The sequence below is a fragment of the Streptomyces xanthochromogenes genome, assembly GCF_014650455.1.
Classification (GTDB): Bacteria; Actinomycetota; Actinomycetes; order Streptomycetales; family Streptomycetaceae; genus Streptomyces; species Streptomyces xanthochromogenes.
In genome coordinates this window covers 18,885-36,220 of record NZ_BMUZ01000011.1, presented here as the reverse complement: position 1 = coordinate 36,220, position 17,336 = coordinate 18,885, and the positions used below count along the sequence as shown (strand labels likewise).

General features: G+C 72.4%; 18 protein-coding genes. 10 read left to right on the top strand and 8 right to left on the bottom strand.

The window, feature by feature from the left end; translation table 11 throughout:
- Positions 1-141 precede the first annotated feature (141 nt).
- The gene (locus tag IE267_RS26680; protein WP_229861438.1) at positions 142-1,368 is read left to right on the top strand and encodes a cytochrome P450; all 1,227 of its coding nucleotides are present in this window, start codon (positions 142-144) and stop codon (positions 1,366-1,368) included.
- Between the two features lie 109 nt (positions 1,369-1,477).
- Here IE267_RS26680 and IE267_RS26675 read toward each other — a convergent pair whose 3' ends face one another.
- On the bottom strand, positions 1,478-2,878 hold the full coding sequence (locus IE267_RS26675; RefSeq protein WP_229861437.1) for an FAD-binding oxidoreductase: 1,401 nt from the start codon (positions 2,876-2,878) through the stop codon (positions 1,478-1,480).
- A gap of 149 nt (positions 2,879-3,027) precedes the next feature.
- Between IE267_RS26675 and IE267_RS26670 the strand changes: the two genes are divergently transcribed.
- The 4 genes from IE267_RS26670 to IE267_RS26655 all read left to right on the top strand — a co-directional run bounded on the left by IE267_RS26670 (position 3,028) and on the right by IE267_RS26655 (position 6,763).
- On the top strand, positions 3,028-3,381 hold the full coding sequence (locus tag IE267_RS26670) for a VOC family protein (RefSeq protein ID WP_167160365.1): 354 nt from the start codon (positions 3,028-3,030) through the stop codon (positions 3,379-3,381).
- Positions 3,382-3,495: 114 nt separating this feature from the next.
- Positions 3,496-4,464 carry a LysR family transcriptional regulator gene (locus IE267_RS26665; protein WP_167160367.1) on the top strand — a complete coding sequence of 323 codons (969 nt, stop codon included), beginning with the start codon at positions 3,496-3,498 and terminating at the stop codon, positions 4,462-4,464.
- A 46-nt stretch (positions 4,465-4,510) separates the two neighbouring features.
- Positions 4,511-5,308, top strand: a complete 798-nt coding sequence (locus IE267_RS26660; RefSeq protein ID WP_189764976.1) for an FHA domain-containing protein — start codon at positions 4,511-4,513, stop codon at positions 5,306-5,308.
- 39 nt (positions 5,309-5,347) lie between these two features.
- A complete protein-coding gene (locus tag IE267_RS26655) occupies positions 5,348-6,763 on the top strand; it encodes a serine/threonine-protein kinase (RefSeq protein ID WP_229861436.1) in 1,416 nt (471 codons plus the stop codon).
- Between the two features lie 79 nt (positions 6,764-6,842).
- On the opposite strand, the gene IE267_RS26650 is transcribed toward IE267_RS26655, so the two are convergent.
- Positions 6,843-7,583, bottom strand: coding sequence for a metallophosphoesterase (locus IE267_RS26650; protein ID WP_167160371.1), 741 nt, complete (start codon positions 7,581-7,583; stop codon positions 6,843-6,845).
- A gap of 608 nt (positions 7,584-8,191) precedes the next feature.
- On the opposite strand from IE267_RS26650, the gene IE267_RS26645 reads away from it, so the two are divergent.
- Complete coding sequence (locus IE267_RS26645) at positions 8,192-8,980, top strand: SDR family NAD(P)-dependent oxidoreductase (RefSeq protein ID WP_167160373.1); 789 nt, start codon at positions 8,192-8,194, stop codon at positions 8,978-8,980.
- Between the two features lie 133 nt (positions 8,981-9,113).
- On the opposite strand, the gene IE267_RS26640 is transcribed toward IE267_RS26645, so the two are convergent.
- Positions 9,114-9,377 carry a GlsB/YeaQ/YmgE family stress response membrane protein gene (locus tag IE267_RS26640; protein WP_189764975.1) on the bottom strand — a complete coding sequence of 88 codons (264 nt, stop codon included), beginning with the start codon at positions 9,375-9,377 and terminating at the stop codon, positions 9,114-9,116.
- Positions 9,378-9,604: 227 nt separating this feature from the next.
- Here IE267_RS26640 and IE267_RS26635 point away from each other — a divergent pair, with 227 nt between their 5' ends.
- The gene (locus IE267_RS26635; RefSeq protein ID WP_373304598.1) at positions 9,605-10,726 is read left to right on the top strand and encodes an ABC-2 transporter permease; all 1,122 of its coding nucleotides are present in this window, start codon (positions 9,605-9,607) and stop codon (positions 10,724-10,726) included.
- A gap of 127 nt (positions 10,727-10,853) precedes the next feature.
- Positions 10,854-12,065, top strand: a complete 1,212-nt coding sequence (locus tag IE267_RS26630; RefSeq protein WP_189764974.1) for an SMI1/KNR4 family protein — start codon at positions 10,854-10,856, stop codon at positions 12,063-12,065.
- A 46-nt stretch (positions 12,066-12,111) separates the two neighbouring features.
- Here IE267_RS26630 and IE267_RS26625 read toward each other — a convergent pair whose 3' ends face one another.
- The 5 genes from IE267_RS26625 to IE267_RS26605 form a co-directional block, all read right to left on the bottom strand.
- Positions 12,112-12,546: an OsmC family protein gene (locus IE267_RS26625; RefSeq protein WP_189764973.1), complete on the bottom strand. Its 435-nt coding sequence runs from the start codon at positions 12,544-12,546 to the stop codon at positions 12,112-12,114.
- An 84-nt stretch (positions 12,547-12,630) separates the two neighbouring features.
- Positions 12,631-13,326 (bottom strand): DUF899 domain-containing protein, encoded by a 696-nt coding sequence (locus tag IE267_RS26620; RefSeq protein WP_189764972.1) that lies wholly within the window; start codon positions 13,324-13,326, stop codon positions 12,631-12,633.
- A 124-nt stretch (positions 13,327-13,450) separates the two neighbouring features.
- A complete protein-coding gene (locus tag IE267_RS26615) occupies positions 13,451-15,154 on the bottom strand; it encodes an IclR family transcriptional regulator domain-containing protein (protein WP_189764971.1) in 1,704 nt (567 codons plus the stop codon).
- A complete protein-coding gene (locus IE267_RS26610; protein ID WP_161255482.1) occupies positions 15,133-15,741 on the bottom strand; it encodes an RNA polymerase sigma factor in 609 nt (202 codons plus the stop codon). Before IE267_RS26610 ends, IE267_RS26615 begins: the two co-directional genes overlap by 22 nt.
- Positions 15,735-16,001, bottom strand: a complete 267-nt coding sequence (locus IE267_RS26605; RefSeq protein WP_189764970.1) for a hypothetical protein — start codon at positions 15,999-16,001, stop codon at positions 15,735-15,737. Before IE267_RS26605 ends, IE267_RS26610 begins: the two co-directional genes overlap by 7 nt.
- A 251-nt stretch (positions 16,002-16,252) precedes the next feature.
- On the opposite strand from IE267_RS26605, the gene IE267_RS26600 reads away from it, so the two are divergent.
- Positions 16,253-16,396, top strand: a complete 144-nt coding sequence (locus tag IE267_RS26600) for a hypothetical protein (protein ID WP_161255488.1) — start codon at positions 16,253-16,255, stop codon at positions 16,394-16,396.
- A gap of 84 nt (positions 16,397-16,480) precedes the next feature.
- Complete coding sequence (locus tag IE267_RS26595) at positions 16,481-17,212, top strand: alpha/beta fold hydrolase (RefSeq protein WP_229861434.1); 732 nt, start codon at positions 16,481-16,483, stop codon at positions 17,210-17,212.
- Positions 17,213-17,336: the final 124 nt, after the last annotated feature.

The following is a 17,336-nucleotide window of genomic DNA, read 5'->3' as shown; positions in this document are numbered from 1 at the left end:
GCGGGATTTCGGGCCGGAGCCTAGCAGCGGGAAACGCTCGTGCGGCAGCGGACGGCGGAGAGGATCTTCCTTTCGAAGTTGTTCTGTCTCTTTCCTTTCAGGGCTGATGAAGACTCGCTTCGCTGTCCTACGCTGCCAGTTGTGACCGATGTGAGAGACAGGGAACTGCCGAGGTTCAGTCTTGACGACGCGGCGCTGCTGCGCGATCCCTATCCGGTCTACCGCAGGCTCCGCGCGGCGGGGCCGCTGTGCCGGGGCGGCCCCGCCCAGTGGGTCGTCACGCGGTACGACGAGGTGTCGAGGCTCCTGAAGGACCGAAGGCTCGGCCGCGCCTTCCCGGTCGAGTTCCAGGAGATGTCGGTCGGTGCCGGACCCGCCGTCGACTTCCTGCGCGGCATCGTCATCGACCGGGACCCGCCCGACCACACGCGGCTGCGCCGCCTGCTCACCAAGGCGCTCCCGCCGACGACCGTGCGCACCCTGAGCGGCCTGATCGGCGACCTCGTGGACGAGCTCCTGACCGCGGCCGAGGAGCGCGGCTCCTTCGACGCGGTCACCGACCTCGCCCAGCCGCTGCCCGTCCTGGTGATGAGCACCCTGCTCGGCATCCCGCACAGCGACCGCGCCGAGGTGATGCGCCGCTCCCTCGACGTCGCCAAGGCCTTCGCCGTGTTCATACCGGAGGACGAGCGGGCCGCGGCCCACGACGGCGTCCGCTGGCTGCGCGCCTATCTGCGCGGCCTGCTGCGCGAGCGCCTCGCCGACCCCGGCGACGACCTGCTCAGCGCGATCGCGCTCGCCCGGGACGACGAACACCGCCCGCTGACCGAGGAGGAGACCGTCGACAACGCGCTCTTCCTCTACTACGCGGGCTTCGAGACCACCACCAACCTCATCGCCACCGGCTGCCACGCGCTGATCCACCACCCCGACGAACAGCGCCGGCTGCGCGCCGACCGCACCCTGATGCCCACCGCCCTGGAGGAGTTCCTGCGCTGGGACGCCCCCATCCACACCACCACCCGGCTCACCCTGGAGCCGGTGGAGGTGGGCGGGCGCACCATCCGCCCCAATCGGGTCGTGGTGCTGCTCCTGGCGTCCGCCAACTTCGACGAGCGGCAGTTCACCGACCCCGAGCGCCTCGACCTCGCCCGGCGGCCCAACGCCCACCTCAGCTTCGGCGGGGGCGCCCACCACTGTCTGGGCGCGATGCTCGCCCGGGTGGAGGGCGCGGCCGTGTTCGGCCGGCTGCTCGACCGCCCCGGCCTGCTCGAACCGGCCGGCGAGGCCGACTGGCAGCCGAGCGCGGCGGGCTTCCGCTTCCCCTTCTGCGCCTACCGCAGCATCCCGGTCGCCCGCACCACCTGACCCCGTACAGGGGCAACTGCCCCAACGGCGAGGGGCGTCCACGGGAACGCCGCCCACGACGAAGGGGGCCACCGGTCATCCGGTGGCCCCCTTGGCGCTGCCCCGAAGGTCAGCTCGCCGGAAGGATGTTGTGGTTGACCCGGAACAGGTTCTGCGGGTCGTACTTCGCCTTCAGCCGGGTGAGCCGCTCGTAGTTGGGGCCGTAGGCGTCGTGGAGCCGCTGCGGGCCGTCGTCACCGAGGTGGTTCACATACACCCCGCCGGTCGTGTACGGGAGCACGCGCTCGTACACCCGCTGGGTCCACTCGACGTTGGCCGCGTCGTCGGCCGGGTCCTCCCACTGGCTCAGCACGCTGACCAGATAGCCGGTGCGGTGCGGGAACGCCGTTGCCTCCGGCGGGAGTTGGGCCATGACGCCGCCCATCAGGCCGCCGCCGACCAGGGACAGTGCGGAGGGGTTGGTGGTGAAGCCCTCGCCCAGGATGTCCAGGGCCTCGGCGTGCAGCTCGTCGAAGTGGAACGAGCGGGCGTACAGACGCCGCCCGGCGACGGTGTTGTCGTCGAGCATCCGCTGCACGGCCAGATACGGCATCCGGCCCACGTGGTTGAGCAGCGGCTTGCGGCCGAGCCCGCTCAGCGGGGCCACCGCCTCCTCGCCCCCCGCCTCCGGGTCGGCGTGGACGTAGCCGAGACCGACCGCGGGCTCGCCGTCCACGGTGAGGAAGGCGAACGAGGTGGTCAGCGCGTCCGGCGCCGTCTTGTTGAACTCCCCGAGACGACGGGCGACTTCACCCGTCTCCGCGACCGGGAAGGCAAGCAGCCCGGCGAGGCAGTCGCCCTGCGGGTACAGCTTGTACTCGAAGGACGTGGCCACGCCGAAGTTGCCGCCACCGCCGCGGATGGCCCAGAACAGGTCCGGGTCGTCCTCCAGGCTGGCCCGGCGCAGTGTGCCGTCGGCGAGCACGATGTCGGCGGATATCAGGTTGTCCACGAGCAGTCCGCGGTAGCGGGCGAGCCAGCCGAGGCCGCCGCCGAGCGTCATGCCGCCGATCCCGATGTACGACTCCTGGGAGCCGGTGACCGCGAGCCCGTAGTGCATGGTCTCCGCGTCGAACTCACCCTGGACCAGGCCGGGTTGGGCGAGCGCGGTGCGGCCCGTGGGGTCGACCTTGATGCCCTTCATGGCGGACGTGTCGATGACGAGGCCGCCCTCGACGCTGCCGGTTCCGGCGAAGCAGTGCCCGCCGCCCGTCACCGCGAGCAGGATGTCGTGCTCACGGGCGAACCGGACGGCGGTGGCGACGTCGGCCGCCCCCGTGCAGCGGGCCAGTGCTCCCGGCCGCTTCTCGAAATAGGCGTTCCAGATCGATTTCGCTTCGGTGTACTCCTGGTCCGCCTCGGTGATGAGGGGGCCGCGCAACTGCTCGCGCAACTCCTCGACGAGTCGCTCCGGAACAGTGTCGCCGGAGGTGGTGGTGAGCCGCATCGCGCCTCCCGTACGGCTGGACATCGGATGGTGCCGCCAATCCAACCCCGGCCCGGCAGGGGCCCCCGGGGACCGGACAGAGTACGGAAAGGTCCGCCGGGCGCGGGCGGTGGGACCGCTCCGCTTTCGGTAGCGTGGGCCTCCCGCATGTTCCCGCGTCCACGGAGTGGCTCATGTACGTTCGCCGGATCGTTCCCAACTTCGAGTCCGAGGGCCAGGCCCTGACCGACAGCTCCGACTTCTACGGGGTGCTGGGCTTCGAGGAAGTCATGAACCACGGCTGGATCGTGACGCTCGCCTCCGAGGACAACCCCGCCGTGCAGCTGAGCCTGATGACCAAGGACCTGACGGCCCCCGTGATGCCGGACGTGAGCATCGAGGTCGAGGACGTGGACGCCGCGCACCGGGCGATGGTGGAGCGCGGCGCCGAGATCGTCCACCCCCTGACGGATGAGGAGTGGGGGGTGCGCCGCTTCTTCGTGCGCGACCCGAACGGCCGGGTCATCAACGTGCTCAGCCACTCCTGACGGCAGTCCGGGCCGTCCCGCGGGGCGGCCCGGGGGGCGGCGTCGGGCCGGTGGGAGAATGAGCGCCCACCCACCGGCCCAGAAGTACAGACGTGGTTCAGGAGCGCCCGCCGCATGGATCTCAACCTGTTGCGCGTCCTGGACGCCCTGTTGCGCGAGAACAGTGTCACCCGCGCCGCGGAGCGCCTCGGCACCTCACCCGCGGCCGTCAGCCGCACCCTCGCCCGGCTCCGGCGGACCGTGGGCGATCCGCTCCTCGTCCGCGCGGGCCAGCGCATGGTCCCCACCCCGCGGGCCCTCGAACTCCGCGAAGAAGTAAGGGAGTTGCTCCAGGCCTGCGACAACGTACTGCGGCCGGGCGCCGGCTTCGACGCCGTACACCTGCGGCGCAGCTTCACCGTGCAGGCCGCCGATCTGCTGCTCGCCGGGCTCGCCGGCCCGTTGACCGACCGGGTCCGGGCCGAGGCCCCGCACGTGGACGTGGTCTTCCTGCCCGAGGCGCTGGAGGGCGGGCCCGCGCTGCGGCACGGCACGGTGGACGTCGAGCTCGGCGTGCTCGGCCGGCTCGACCCGGAGGTCCGCACCCGGCACCTCACCCGGAAAGTCCTGGTGGGCGTGGCCCGCAGCGGGCACCCCCTCTTCGACGAGCCCATCGACGCCCGCCGCTTCGCGGCCGCCGGCCACATCGGCATCTCCCGCCACGGCAAGCGCAACGGTCCCATCGACGAGGCCCTCGCCGGGCTCGGGCTCGAACGCCGGGTGGCCGTCGTGGTGCCCAGCCACACCAGCGCGATGATCCTCGCCCGGGACACCGACCTCGTCGCCCTCACCCTGGAGGACTGGCTTCCCGCCACCACCGCCGCCCTCGGCCTGCGCACCTTTCCCGTCCCCCTCGACCTTGGCCCCCTCGACCTCGGAATGGCCTGGCATCCCCGCAATTCGGCCGATCCCGGCCATCGTTGGTTCCGCGAACACCTGGCGGACGCGGTCCTCGACCCGTCGGCGCCGGGGTCGGCGGGGATGCGTCACCAGGGCCTGAAATCGGCCAGAACACAGGAGTTGACCGATGGTCAGGATGTGTAACGTTCGATCCGAGTGAGCATCGGTGACGCGGGGCGAGGAGGGGGCCGTGAGCGGGGTAGTGATCCATCTGCCCGCGGGGTGGGGCGAGGGCGAACCGGGCGGCGACGCGGTCACACTGCGGCTGGGCCCGGGCGAAGTGGCCCGCTTCGGACGGGGCTCCGCTTCGACACCGGTCGAGCTCCGCCTCGACGACGAGGCGATCTCCCGGCTCGCCGGCGAGATCAGGGTGACCGACGACCACTGGCAGCTCAGCAATCTCAGCCCGACCCAGAGCTATCTGGTGGAGAACCCGGAAGGCGCGGGGGAGTATCTGCGGGTGCCGCCGAGAAGGGCCGGTGCGCCCATCCCGTTCGAGTTCTCGCGGGTCGTGCTGCCCACCCGCAACACATCCGTCTCCTTCCAGGTGTTCGCGCCCGACCACGTCTACCTGGACCCGGACGGGCTGCACGGCCAGTGGGGGAGCCGGACCGTCACCGCGTACTCCCTGGACGAGACGGCCCTCTACTTCCTCATCCTCGTCGCGCTCTGCGAACCGCGGCTGCGCGACGAGTCGCCGGTCGCGGTGCCGACCACGCCCCAGATCGTCGACCGGCTCAAGGGGCACCCCGCGTGCGGCCGGCTCACGGCCAGGGCGGTCAGCTCGCACATCGACTACCTCGCCGACGAGAAGATGCGGATCAGTGCGCCCGCCGAGACCGGGCCCCGCAGAGAGGCCCGCCGCAACGGCAAGCGCGAGGCGATCGTCGGGCTCGTCCTGCGCTTCGGTCTGGTCCGCGAGGACCACCTCGCGCTGCTCCCGCCCCGGACCGGGGCGACGGGACAGGAACGGGGGACGGCCGGATGAGCCGCGCAAGCGCGCACCGGCGGACCGGAGGGGGGCACGGTGCACGGTCCGGCCGACACATCGGGCGATGACCCTACGGAACTCCTGCCGCCCGGATACCGGGTGGCCCGCTGGGAGGTCGTCGAGCCGATCGGAACCGGCGGGTGGGCGACCGTCCACGCGGGACGCCTGATCGAGGGCCACGCGGAGGGCGTGCCCGGCGAGGAGTCCGTGGCGCTCAAGGTGCTGCCCACCGCCGGTCTTTCACCGCACCAGGCCCGTAAGGTCGCCGACACCGCCCGGCGCGAGGTCGAGTTCGGCCGCGGTTCCTCGCACCCGCGACTGATCCGGCTGCTCGACACCTTCGTCCTGGCCGAACCCGACCATCCGCTCCTGGACGGGGCGATCGTGCTGGTCATGGAGCGGGCCGGGCGCAGCCTGCGCGATCTGCTCGATGCCGGTGTGAGCGAGGCCGAGGGCGCCCGCCTGGTCACGGAGATCTGCGAGGGACTGGCCCATCTGCACCGCAGCGGATGGGTGCACGGCGACCTGAAGCCCGACAACATCCTGCTCATGGCGGACGGCTCGGTGAAGCTCTCGGACTTCGGGCTCGTCACCCAGCTGACCGGCACCCACGGCACCCATGGCTACGCACCCCCCATGGGCACCTTCGACTACCTCCCGCCCGAGCGCTGGCGGGCGCCGCTCGGCGAGCAGGGCGTCGAGATCCGGCCGAGTGCCGACATCTGGGCGCTCGGCATCACCATCCACGAACTGTTCGCGGCCGGCGCCTCGCCCTTCCCCGGTGCGACACCCATGGCGCGCGGCGCGGCGACCCAGGAGTACGCCGACGGCCGGGCGCCGCTGCGGCTCGACGGCGCGCTGCCACCGTTCTGGCGCGCACTGACCGCCGACTGCCTCGCCCCGACGCACGCCGCCCGCGCCGCGCACACCGCCGAGAGCCTGCTGGCCCGCGTCGCCGAGCGGACGGCGACCGACGTGTCGCCCTTCGCGCGGGCGTCGGTCCGCCGTGGCCGAAGACGGGCCGCGTCCCTCACCCTCGCGGTGTGCGCGGTGGGTGCGACGGTCTGGCCGCACGTCGAGCACGACACCGCATCGGGCGCCCCGAGCGCCGAACCCCCCGGCCGCATAAGGGTGTTCAACGCCGAGCAGAGCTGTCGGGGCCGCACCGACCGCAACGCCGATTGCAGCCTCGGCCTGGCGATCGACCCGACGCGGCCCTACACGGTCGACAACGTGGTGGCGACCCGGGTGTGGCACGGCGACGAACTGGCCGTCGACTGCCGGCTCCCACTGGGGATGCCGATCATCGACGAGGCGGACACGCACTCCGCCGAGTGGTACCGCGTCCGGCTGCCCCGGGGCGCCGGCCGGACCGCCGCCTGGTTGCCGGCCGTCCGCACGAAGGACCGTCCCTCCGTTCCGGACTGTCCGGCCCCCACGCCCATCGGGTGAGTCCCCGGCCCGTCGCCTCGCGCACAGTCCATCGCGGCACACCGCCCGTGTCACTCCGGATGGTTCCGGATACCGCTCGCTAGCTCAGGGCCCTGTAGTGCGTGACCAGCCGGCGCCGGTCGTCGAGGACGTGAAAGGCGAGTCCGGGTGCCAGCTCGTGGTCGACGGTGTCACGGCCCTCGAACGGAAGCGGCACGGTGGAGGCGACACCGGGCGCCACCAGCAGGGGCAGCCCCGCGAAGGTGGTGGCCGCCGCCGTGTGCGCGTGACCGCACAGCAGCGCGACGACCTGCGGGTGACGGACCAGGACCTCGGCGAGCCGCGCCTCCTGGAACTGCCGCAGCCGGTCCACGTACGGCGTGTGCAGCGTCACCGGCGGGTGGTGGAAGCACACGAACACCGGCCGGTCGTCGGCCTCGGCACTCAGGGCCCCGTCCAGCCAGGCCAGACTCCGGTCGCTGATCAGCCCCTCGTCGCGGTCCGGGATCGTGGAGTCGCAGAGCAGAAAGGTCGCGCCCTTGGTGCGGACGACCTGGTTGAGCTCCTCGTCGTCGGGCTTGCCGTCGAGCAGCCCGGTGCGGAACGGCGCCCTGCGGTCGTGGTTGCCGGGGAGCACGAGCACCGGGTACGGCAGCGCGAAGAGCTCCTTCGCCTGCTGGTACTCCTGCGGCGCGGCGTGGTCGGCGATGTCACCGGTGACGAGGACGGCGTCCAGCGGTCCCGGAAGGTCGCGCAGATACGACATCACACGCTCGGCACGCTCGGTGGCGCGCGGGCTGTTGTCGAGGTGCAGATCGCTGACGTGGGCGATGGATATCACTGCAAGTCCTAACGGATCCGGGCGACTTCACCCGTGAACCGCGCGGTGACCTCGGCATGGACGCGGGCCGATGGGACACGCGGCGGGGCGGCGCCGCCGTTGGCGATGGATTCGGCGATCGGGCGCGGGCCGGGAAGGCCCGCGACCTTCGCCCTATGATCGTCGATCTCCGCCTCGGTACAACAGGTTTCGCCGTGCGACACCTCCGAGGCGCCGCCGGGGCCAACTTTCCTGCCCGGTGGGGGAGACGCCCGCGACGGGCCGTGCGCGCCCCGCCTCCCCCGGCCGCGAGAGGCCCGAACTGCGCTGTCTCGTCAGCGGTGTTGATGCCCGCAATCGTTCTGTTCCGACCGGGATCGCCGGGCCGGGCGGACGTCCACCGGCCCCGGCCCACGGCTCCGCTTGACGGCGGTGGCTCTGCTGCGGTCCCGCGCGACGCCGTACGCCACGAGCCCTCCTGGGTGGGCCGGGGCAGCCTCCTGGGTGGGCCAGGGCAGAGCGGGGCGACCGGGACCACCGGGACAGGTGGGAAAAACGGGTGAAACGGGGAAGCGGACAAGAGGCAGTATCAACGGAGCCGCCCCGGCGGCAGTAGGGAGGCAGCCAGCGTGCGCATCGACCTTTCCGGGCGGACGGCCCTGGTGACCGGTTCCACCCAGGGCATCGGCGCGGCCATCGCGTCGGGCCTCGCGGCGGCCGGAGCACGGGTCGCCGTGAACGGGCGCAGCGCGAAGTCGGTGGACGAAGCCCTCGACCGCCTCGGCGAAGGCGGCGGCGACTTCGTGGCGGCCCCCGGGGACATCGCCACGGACGAGGGCGCCGCGGCCGTCTTCGACGCCGTGCCGCACGCCGACATCCTGGTGAACAACCTCGGCATCTTCGGTGCCAAGGCCGCCCTGGAGATCGACGACGCGGAGTGGCGGCGCTACTTCGAGGTCAACGTGCTGACCGCCGTCCGGATGACCCGCCACTATCTGCCCGGGATGATCGAGCGCTCCTGGGGCCGGATCCAGAACATCGCCAGCGACTCGGCGGTGGTGGTGCCGGCCGAGATGATCCAGTACGGCATGTCGAAGACCGCCCTGCTCGCCGTTGCGCGGGGCTTCGCGAAGGAGGCCGCGGGCACCGGCGTCACGGTGAACTCGGTCATCGCGGGGCCCACCCACACCGGCGGGGTGGAGGACTTCGTGTACTCGCTCGTGGACCGCGACCTGCCCTGGGACGAGGCGCAGCGCGCCTTCATGCGCGAGTACCGGCCGCAGTCGCTGATCCAGCGGCTCATCGAGCCCGAAGAGATCGCGCACATGGTCGTCTACCTCAGCTCGCCCTTCGCCTCCGCCACCACGGGCGGCGCGCTACGGGTGGACGGCGGCTACGTCGACTCGATCCTGCCGTAGGCCCCGGCGCGGCCGGCGGGCCGGGGTGGCCGTTCCCCCGGATGACGCAACGCCCGCAAAACTCTCCGCGCCTCCCCGGGCGGACGCCGGGAGGCACGGAGAGTCCGGGTGTCACCGCCGAAGCGGGCCGCGGTCAGCCGCGACGGCCGGACACCAGGCGGTAGAGGAAGAGCACGATCACCGAGCCCACGATCGCGGTGATCCAGGTCGACAGGTGGAAGAAGCCCTTCACCCCGTCGACTCCGAAGACGAGCTGGCCGAGCCAGCCGCCGAGCAGACCGCCCACGATGCCGATCACCATGGTGACCAGACAGCCGCCGGGGTCCTTGCCCGGGGTCAGCGCCTTGGCGATGGCTCCTGCGATGAGCCCGATGGCAATCCAGGCGATGATGCCCATAACGGAAACCCGATTCCTTTCGTTGCGCGACCCGGTGGCGCCGCCGACCGGGCGGTGGCAGCGGGGAGCCGGTCCCCCCGTTCGCCTTCGAGCCGGTACCCCCGGCCGGCGCCCGCGCACGGGACCAACGGCCTTCATGCCGTGACCGAAGGTCCCCGCCCCGGCGGCACCGGCCGGGGCAGACGGCACGGAAAACGTCCCCGGTACCGGATTGGTCGCACATGCCGATGGAAGAAGACGACGCCAGCCGCCCGACCCCGGAGCGGGGCGGCGCGCCCGAGGCGCAGCACGCCGGCCACGGCGCGCACGCGCGCAAGCGGGGCGCGGGCGGGACCTGGGCGGACTTCAAGGACTCGCCCTTCTTTCCGGCCGTCGTGCTGGTCTTCATCCTGGCGGCGGCCGCGGGCCTGTTCGCCGGCTCGTACACGTACACCATGGCCAATCCGACGCCGCACCACATTCCCACCGCTGTGGTGGCACCCCCCGGCTCGCCCGAGGCGAAGCAGTTCGTCGCCGGGATGGACAAGGCCCTGAACGCCTCCCTGGACGTCCACGCGTACCCGGACGTCCCCGCCGCGCGGCAGGCCATGGAGGAGCAGACCGTCTTCGCGATCCTCGACGTCCGGCCGGCCGGGGTGCGCATGGACGTGGCGGGGGCGGCCGGCGCGTCCGTGGCGCAGGTGCTCGCCCAGGCGGCGCCACCGGTGGCCAAGGCCGTCGGCGTACCGGTGACGATCACCGATGTGAAGCCGCTGCAGAAGGGCGACCCGCGCGGCCTCGCGCTGTTCTACATCTCGCTCGCCGCGGTGGTCCTCGGCTTCGTCGGCTCGATCCAGCTGAGCGTGCACGCCCGGACGCTCAACCCGCTGGAGCGGATCGCGTTCACGGTGGCCTATTCACTGCTCGGCGGATTCACCATCGCGGCGGTGGTCGACTGGGGGCTCGGCGCGGTGCGGCTGCCGTTCGTCGAGTCATGGCTCATCCTCGCGTTCACCATGTTCACGTCCGGGATGGTCTTCACCATGTTCAACACCCTCATCGGACGCTGGGCCATGCTGCCCACCTGGGGGCTCATGGTGCTGCTCGGCAACCCCTCGTCGGGCGGCGCGGTGTCCTGGCCGCTGCTGCCCTCGCTCCTCGGCCACGTCGGGCGCTGGCTGCCGCCGGGCGCGTCCGTGAACGCCCAGCACACGGCGGTGTACTTCGCCGACGCCCAGCACGCCTTCCCGTTCCTCGTGCTGGCCGGCTGGTCGCTGCTGTCCTGCGCGGTGTTCTGGTTCTGGCGCCATCGCCACCCCGGCGGCCGTGACCGCCCGGCCCCGGCCCACGGCGCGGCGCCTGCCGCCTGAGGCCCGCGGCTGACACGCGCGGACCGTGCGTGCCGAGAGTGCGGTACTGCATTCTCAGTAACTCCCCTTGCCGGTACGGTCGATGGGCGGACCCCGACTGTCAGTGCCCGGTGCCAGGATCGCCGGCATGGACACGGACACAATCGACTGGCAACACTTCCTGACCCGATGGAGCGCGGAGTGGGCCGACGCCCGGCGTGACGAGGTGGACCCGAGCCCGGAGGACGAGGAGGCCTGTCGGGAGCGATGGCTCGGTTACGCACCGGCGGACGGGGCGGACATCGCGGCCCTGGAGGAACGACTGGGATGTGAACTGCCGCCCTCCTACTGCGAGTTCCTCCAAGTGAGCAACGGCTGGCGGTACGCGGGCGGCTTCGTCTGGGAGCTGGCCGGAACCGAGGACGCGCACTGGCACGAGGATGCCCATCACCTCGGTGAGACCTTCGACGCGATCTGGGGCGAGGAGGACAACCCACCGCAGGTGCGGGCGCAGGTCGGCCTGTGGGCCCGGGCACTTCAGCTGCACGTCGAGTCGGACGCCACCTATCTGCTGCTCGACCCGGCGGACGTGGGTCCGGACGGCGAATGGGCGGTCCGGGAGTGGGCGGGCTGGCATGCCGCCGAGCCGAGGCGGTATCCGTCGTTCGCGGCCTACATGATCGCCATGCACCGGCAGTTCCACCAGATGGAGGCCGGTGACCGGGGACAGCGGAACACCGATTTCGTGAACGAGACCACGCGCGAACAGGACGCGGCGGTCGGCCGAGCCAGGACCCTGGCGCTGCGCGGCGACTACGAAGAGGCGGCCTGCCTGCTGACGGAGGCCGGGGAGTACGGCCGACCGCATGCGGTCGAACTCCTGGACCAGATAGTGCGGTTGGGCGGTGTGCCCGGCTTCCACCGGTTGCAGCCACTGCCCGGTGAGTCGGCCTTCCGCTCCGATCTGCTTCCCCTCGCCGCCGCCGAGCTCGCCGACAGCGGCCGTGGGGCGGACGGCTGGCGGCCCGCCAACCCGGAGGTCTTCCCCGGTACGGCGCCGGCCGCGGCGGACATCCTGCGCCGGATGAACGAGGGGACCTGGCGCTACGCCCCCGGTGGCGCATGGGGCGAGGCGGTCGACGAGGCGCGGGAGAAGGCATGTCGGGGCGAGACCGACACCGCCTGGCGCATCCTGCGTGCCGCGATCCCGCGCTGGCAGTCGCTCGGCCCCGACCACATCGCCCCGGTGGGCCTGCTCGCCGATCCCGTACTCGGCGTCGTGCTCACCCCTGAGCGGCGCTTGGAGCTCCTCGCCACGCCGCGCGGCGGGGAACCCGGCCGCGCGCCTGCCCCCAACTGATGTACCACGAAAGCCTGTTGAGGGGCTCCGCCTCGACCGGTCGGGATCAGTGGTGCGTGTCGGACACGGTCGCGCGCACCGGGGTGCCCGCCTCGATCGTGCGGCTGACGGTGCACAGGCGGTCGTGCGAGGTCTTCACGGCGCGGGGGAGGATCGCACGGGCGCGGTCCCCGGGCGCCCCCTCCGGGAAGGCGACGGAGAACGTGACGTCGAGGTCCGACATCCGGTTGCCGTCCTCGTCCTCGACCTTGTTGCCCCTCACGGTGACGGTGAACTTCGCCGGCTCCGCGTGACGGCTCGTGGCGACCTCGACATCGGCCGCGGTGCAGCCACCGATCGCCGCGAGGAAGAGTTCGACCGGTGTGAAGTCGGTGCCCGAGCCGGTGCCGAAGTCCAGCGTGCCCCCGCGGGCATTGGTCGCGGTGAACCGGCCGGGTCCGGACCGCTCGATGGTGAGGGAGCGCAGCGCGTCGTCAGTCATGGCGACGACGGTATCCGTACGCCCGCGACGGCGGACGGAGCCCCGCCGTCGCGCGGCGGGGCCCGCAGCCTCAGGGCAGGGTCCTCAGGTGCGGGGTGCGTCCGGACCGTACGCCGCCGCGATGTCCTCGGAACCGGCCCACTTGCTGTAGGTGGGGGACTGGGGCCAGCCCTCGGGGGAGTCCTGCCACTCCTCCTGGCGGCCGTAGGGGAGCGCATCGATGAGGGCGAAGGTGTGCGTGAGCTGCTCGACGCCGCGGCCGGTGGTGTGCCAGGTGCGGTAGACGGTGTCGCCGTCGCGCAGGAAGACATTGGCCGCGAAGCCGCCGCCGGGCGGGGCGCCGACGTCCGCGCCGAACGGGCTGTTCGCGGTGGAGTACCAGGTCATCTCGTTGCCGACCCGGCGCTTGTACGCGAGAGCCTCGTCGATCGGACCCTGGGTGACGATGACGAACCGGGCGTCGTAGGCGCCGAGGAAATCCAGGCGGGTGAACTGCGAGGTGAACCCCGTACAGCCCGGGCACTGCCACTTCTTGCCGGGGAACCACATGTGGTTGTAGACGATGAGCTGGGGCCTGCCGTCGAAGACGTCGGCGAGCCGGACGGGCCCCTCCTCCCCTTCGAGGGTGTAGTCGGGCATCTTCACCATCGGCATGCTGCGACGCTGCGCGGCGATGGCGTCGAGCTGTCGGGTGGCGGCCTTCTCCTGCACGCGCAACTCGTCGAGCCGGCGCTGCCAGGTCGCGGCATCGACGACGGGCGGTAGTGCCTGGGCGGTCATGGCTTCCTCCGGGGTTCACGACGGGGGTACGGCTCTCGGCGCGGGGCGCCCTTCGGGCTGGCGACTGTTGCCGCTCTGGTGGATGGACCGCGCCCGGCGGCGAAACTCATCGCTGTCGCCGCGGTCATCGCTCCGCCGGAGTGCTGCTGAACGTGCTCGTAGGGGTGTCGGTGGCCGGGACGCCGGAGTCGTCGGTGAGCAGGTGCGCGAGGAGGAGGCCGGTGGCGCGCTCGCTCAGCGAGCGGGCGGCGTCGATCAGGCGGTGCGAGCGATCTGCGGGAAGCGAGAGGGCGACGCAGGACGTCCGGCCCGGCAGGCCGAGGGAGTAGGCGACACAGACCTCGCGGTGCGAGTACTCCAGCAGATCGAACTGGGCGGCGTGGGGGCCGTGTCCGTCGAGGGAGTCGATGAGGGCCCGGGTGCTGGTGATGGTGCGCTCGGTGAGGGGGACGGACGGGTGGCGGGCGAGGTGGTCCATGCGGGACTCGAAGTCGAGCTGAGCCAGCAGGCTCTTGCCGACGGCGCTGGCGTGGGCGGCGTCGCGGAAGGCGACCCACTCGTCGACCGGGGGCGCGGCGGGGCTGTGCACCGACGCGAGGACGCGGACGTCCCCGTCGGCGTACGCACTGATGTAGACGGCGGCGCCGAGCTGATCGCGCAGCGCGGTGAGGGCCTGTTCGAGGAGTGGACCGTGCCGGTCGGGACGGCTGACGAAGGCCATGACGGGGCCGGGGCGATGGATTCCGGCGACGGTCTCGACGAGGTTCTGGCCGCGCAGCCAGTGCAGCAGCCAGGCCGTCGAGGTGATGCTCATCGCGCAGCGCAGAGCCAGGGTGCGCGTGGTGATGCCGTCGGCGGCACTGATCCGCTGCAGGAGGTCGCGTGCGCGTTGGGCGGCTTGGGCATGGGCGGGGGAGGGGGCGGGCAGGGGCCGGCTGCGGGCGATGTCGGTGAGGACGGCGGGACGCAGGGCGTTCGCCGACCACCAGGGTCCGCGGCCGCCCGGCTCGGCGGCGCCGCCGGGCACGGGATCGGGCAGCGGCCGCAGGACGATCGGTGGGCACTGCCCGCCGCTTGCGACCGGCAGGTACGGCCCACCGCTTGCGGCACCTGGGCCACGGTGCTCCGGAATGCGCGGGCCCTGGACGGTGGGCGGAACGAGTACCAGCCGTGGACGCCGGGTCTCGGGCGAGGCGCCCCGAGACCCAGCGTCCGGCCGGGCCGGAGCTTCGGCAAGGGTCAGCCGTCCGCCGGATCCGCCGGGTCCGCCGGGTCCACCGAGGCCGACGCAGGGCTCGGGCAGCAGGGCGTCGTGCGGGATTCCGAGGCGTTCGCGGGCCTCGTCGAAGAAGGCAGGGTCCTCCGGCGCCGCCACGCGTTCCCCGGCGGGCGGCCTGCGGCGGGCGGTCGCGGCGAGCAGACGGCGGGCGTCGCCGTGGCCGTGCCGGGCGGCCTCGGCGATCAGGAACACCGCCTCGTTCTCCCAGTCGTCACCGGCACGCAGCGCGACCAGAGCCAGCCGGAACATCGCCCCGGGATGGCCGGCGGAGGCGGCGTGGCCGAGCCACTGGGCCGCGGTGGTCAGCTCGTCGCGCGCGAGCGCCTTCGAGCCGAGCCGGAACAGCGAGTTCGCCCGTTCGCGAGCTTCGGGGTCCAGGCCGTAGCAAGCGGTGAGCGGACCGAAGTCACCACCGGGACGGTCCCAGTGGTCGGGCGGGGCCAACTGACCTACCAGGGACAGCAGTTCGGTGGGCAGGGCGGGAGCCGGGCGACCGCTGCCCTCCTCCTTGGGACGGCTCACATCGGTCACCTGTCCTTCTTCGGGCATCGTGCCTTCTTCTGGTGTCCGTGCCGGATGAACGTGGCCAAGGACCCTCGGAGTTCGATGACGGCGTTGTAGCGCTCGCGGTGGACGCGGGCCGCGTGCATGCCGAGCGCGGCCGCGATCTCGATGTCGGTGAGCCCCTGGCTCTGCAGCCACACCACCTGCTGCCTGCCGCTCTGGGGCATCGCGTCGATCGCGGGCAGGACGAGGTCCTCCAGGAGGTCCACGTCCTCCCCCGCCTCCACGCGCGGAGGCGGCACCTTGGTGAGGCCGTCGCCGTCCATCAACTCCAGCCGCCGGTCGGCACGCAACTGGTCGAGGACCAGGTTCCGGGCGGCGGTCTGCAGATACGCCGTCACGTTCGCGCCGGCATCCAGCTCACCGGCCGCCGCCTTGCGCACCACCCGGATGAACGCCTCCTGGGCCGCGTCCTGACAAGCCGCCAGCGACAACTGCCGATTGGACATCCTGCGCAGCATCAAGGGCTCCCGGGCCATGAAGGTGTCGTAGACGGCCAGCAGGCGCTGCCCGATGCCGTCCGCCTCCACCGCGACCGTCGCCGGTTCACTGGACGCCTCACCGCCTACCACCGGCCGCGCCCTTCCGCCGCCGGTTGCGCACCGCCCGCCGCGGGGGCCGCGAGGGGCGGCACGAAGCGGACCGTGACGGTGACGGCCGCGCCCGTGCCGCACTCGACCCGCACCACCGTCGCGGAGGGCGCGCCACAACCGCCTTGTGCCGTAAGGGGCCGGCGGCGGTTCCGGCGCCCTCGCTGCAGCAGAACGGCCAGCGCGTGCACCGCGCTCACGGCGGCCGGAACGCTCCCGAGCCAGTCCAAGAACGGCGTCATGTGAGTCGGTCTCCATCTACTCCGAAACGGAACGCGGGACGCGCCCTGCTTCCCTGACGGTCGGCGGCCCCCGGATCTCCCCCCGAGACCGAAATCCATTGGAACTGGCCCATCGAACGCCGAAGGGGCGCCCTGTTGGGGCCGCACCGGCCCGGTACTGATCGATGTGGGGCCTCCTGGTGATGCCGCCAATCTGGGAGCGGGTCGGCGACGAATCACAGGTGACCGATTCTTGTTCCGGGGTGAAGGTGATGACAGACCAGGAGTTCGAGGCTCTGATGGCGCAGGCGAAGGCGGCCGCCCGGCGGATCCGCTTTCCCGCGCCGCCGCCCCCCGAGGACGAGGACTACACGCATCGCAGCCAGCACGCCGAGTTCGGCGCCGCGGCGCATTGACCGTGCGTCGACAGCGCATGCCGTACGGTCCGGCCCCCGCGACCAGCCCCAGCACACCCAGCAGCAGAGAGGCGACCCCGCCCGATGAGCCACGTACCGCCCATGGACGCCGACCCGATCGCGCCGGGGGGAGGTGCCGTGGGCAGGGTGGCCTGGAGGAGCTCTCCGAGGCACCTGGCCCGGCTGGTGTCCGGCTCGGATGCCGCGCCGGAAGCCGTCGTCCTGGTCCTGCACGGCGGGCGCTCGCAGGCGCTGACGCCGCCGCCGCGGCTCAACCTTCCCGCGGCGCGCATGCGCCCCTTCAGCGTGGAGATCGCGAGGGCGAGCCGCGGCCACCGCGTGCTCGTCGGGGAGGTGCGCTACCGCTACCGCGGGTGGAACGGGGCCCGTGGCGATGCCGCCCGTGACGCCCGCCAGGCGTTGGCCGAGGTGGGGCGCACGGTGGGCGACGACGTGCCGGTGGTGCTGGTCGGGCACTCCATGGGCGGGCGGGCCGCGCTGCTGGTCGCCGGCCATCCCCAGGTGCGCGGCGTGGTGGCCCTGGCCCCCTGGTGCCCGCCCGGGGAGCCGGTCGCCCACCTCGCGCACCGGCGAGTGGTGGTGCTGCACGACGAGCACGACCGGGTGACGTCGGCCCGGGAGGCCTGGGCCTTTCTCGAGCGAGCGCGTCAGGCCGGTGCGAGGACCAGGGCCGTCGGCATGCCCAGCGGCGGTCACGCCATGGTGCGGGGCGCTCGTGAGTGGCATCGCATCGCCGTGGACAGTGTGCTGGACATGCTCGAACTGCCGCTTCCGCCAGGCCACTTGACGCCCTGATGCCTCGCTCGGGTGCCGCGACGCGGGGTGCGTCCGAGACCCGCGCGCTCCACCGGGGTCCACCGCATCTACTCATGGGTAGAAAAAACCGGACAGAAGGGGCAATCCGCAGGTGCTCCGGCCG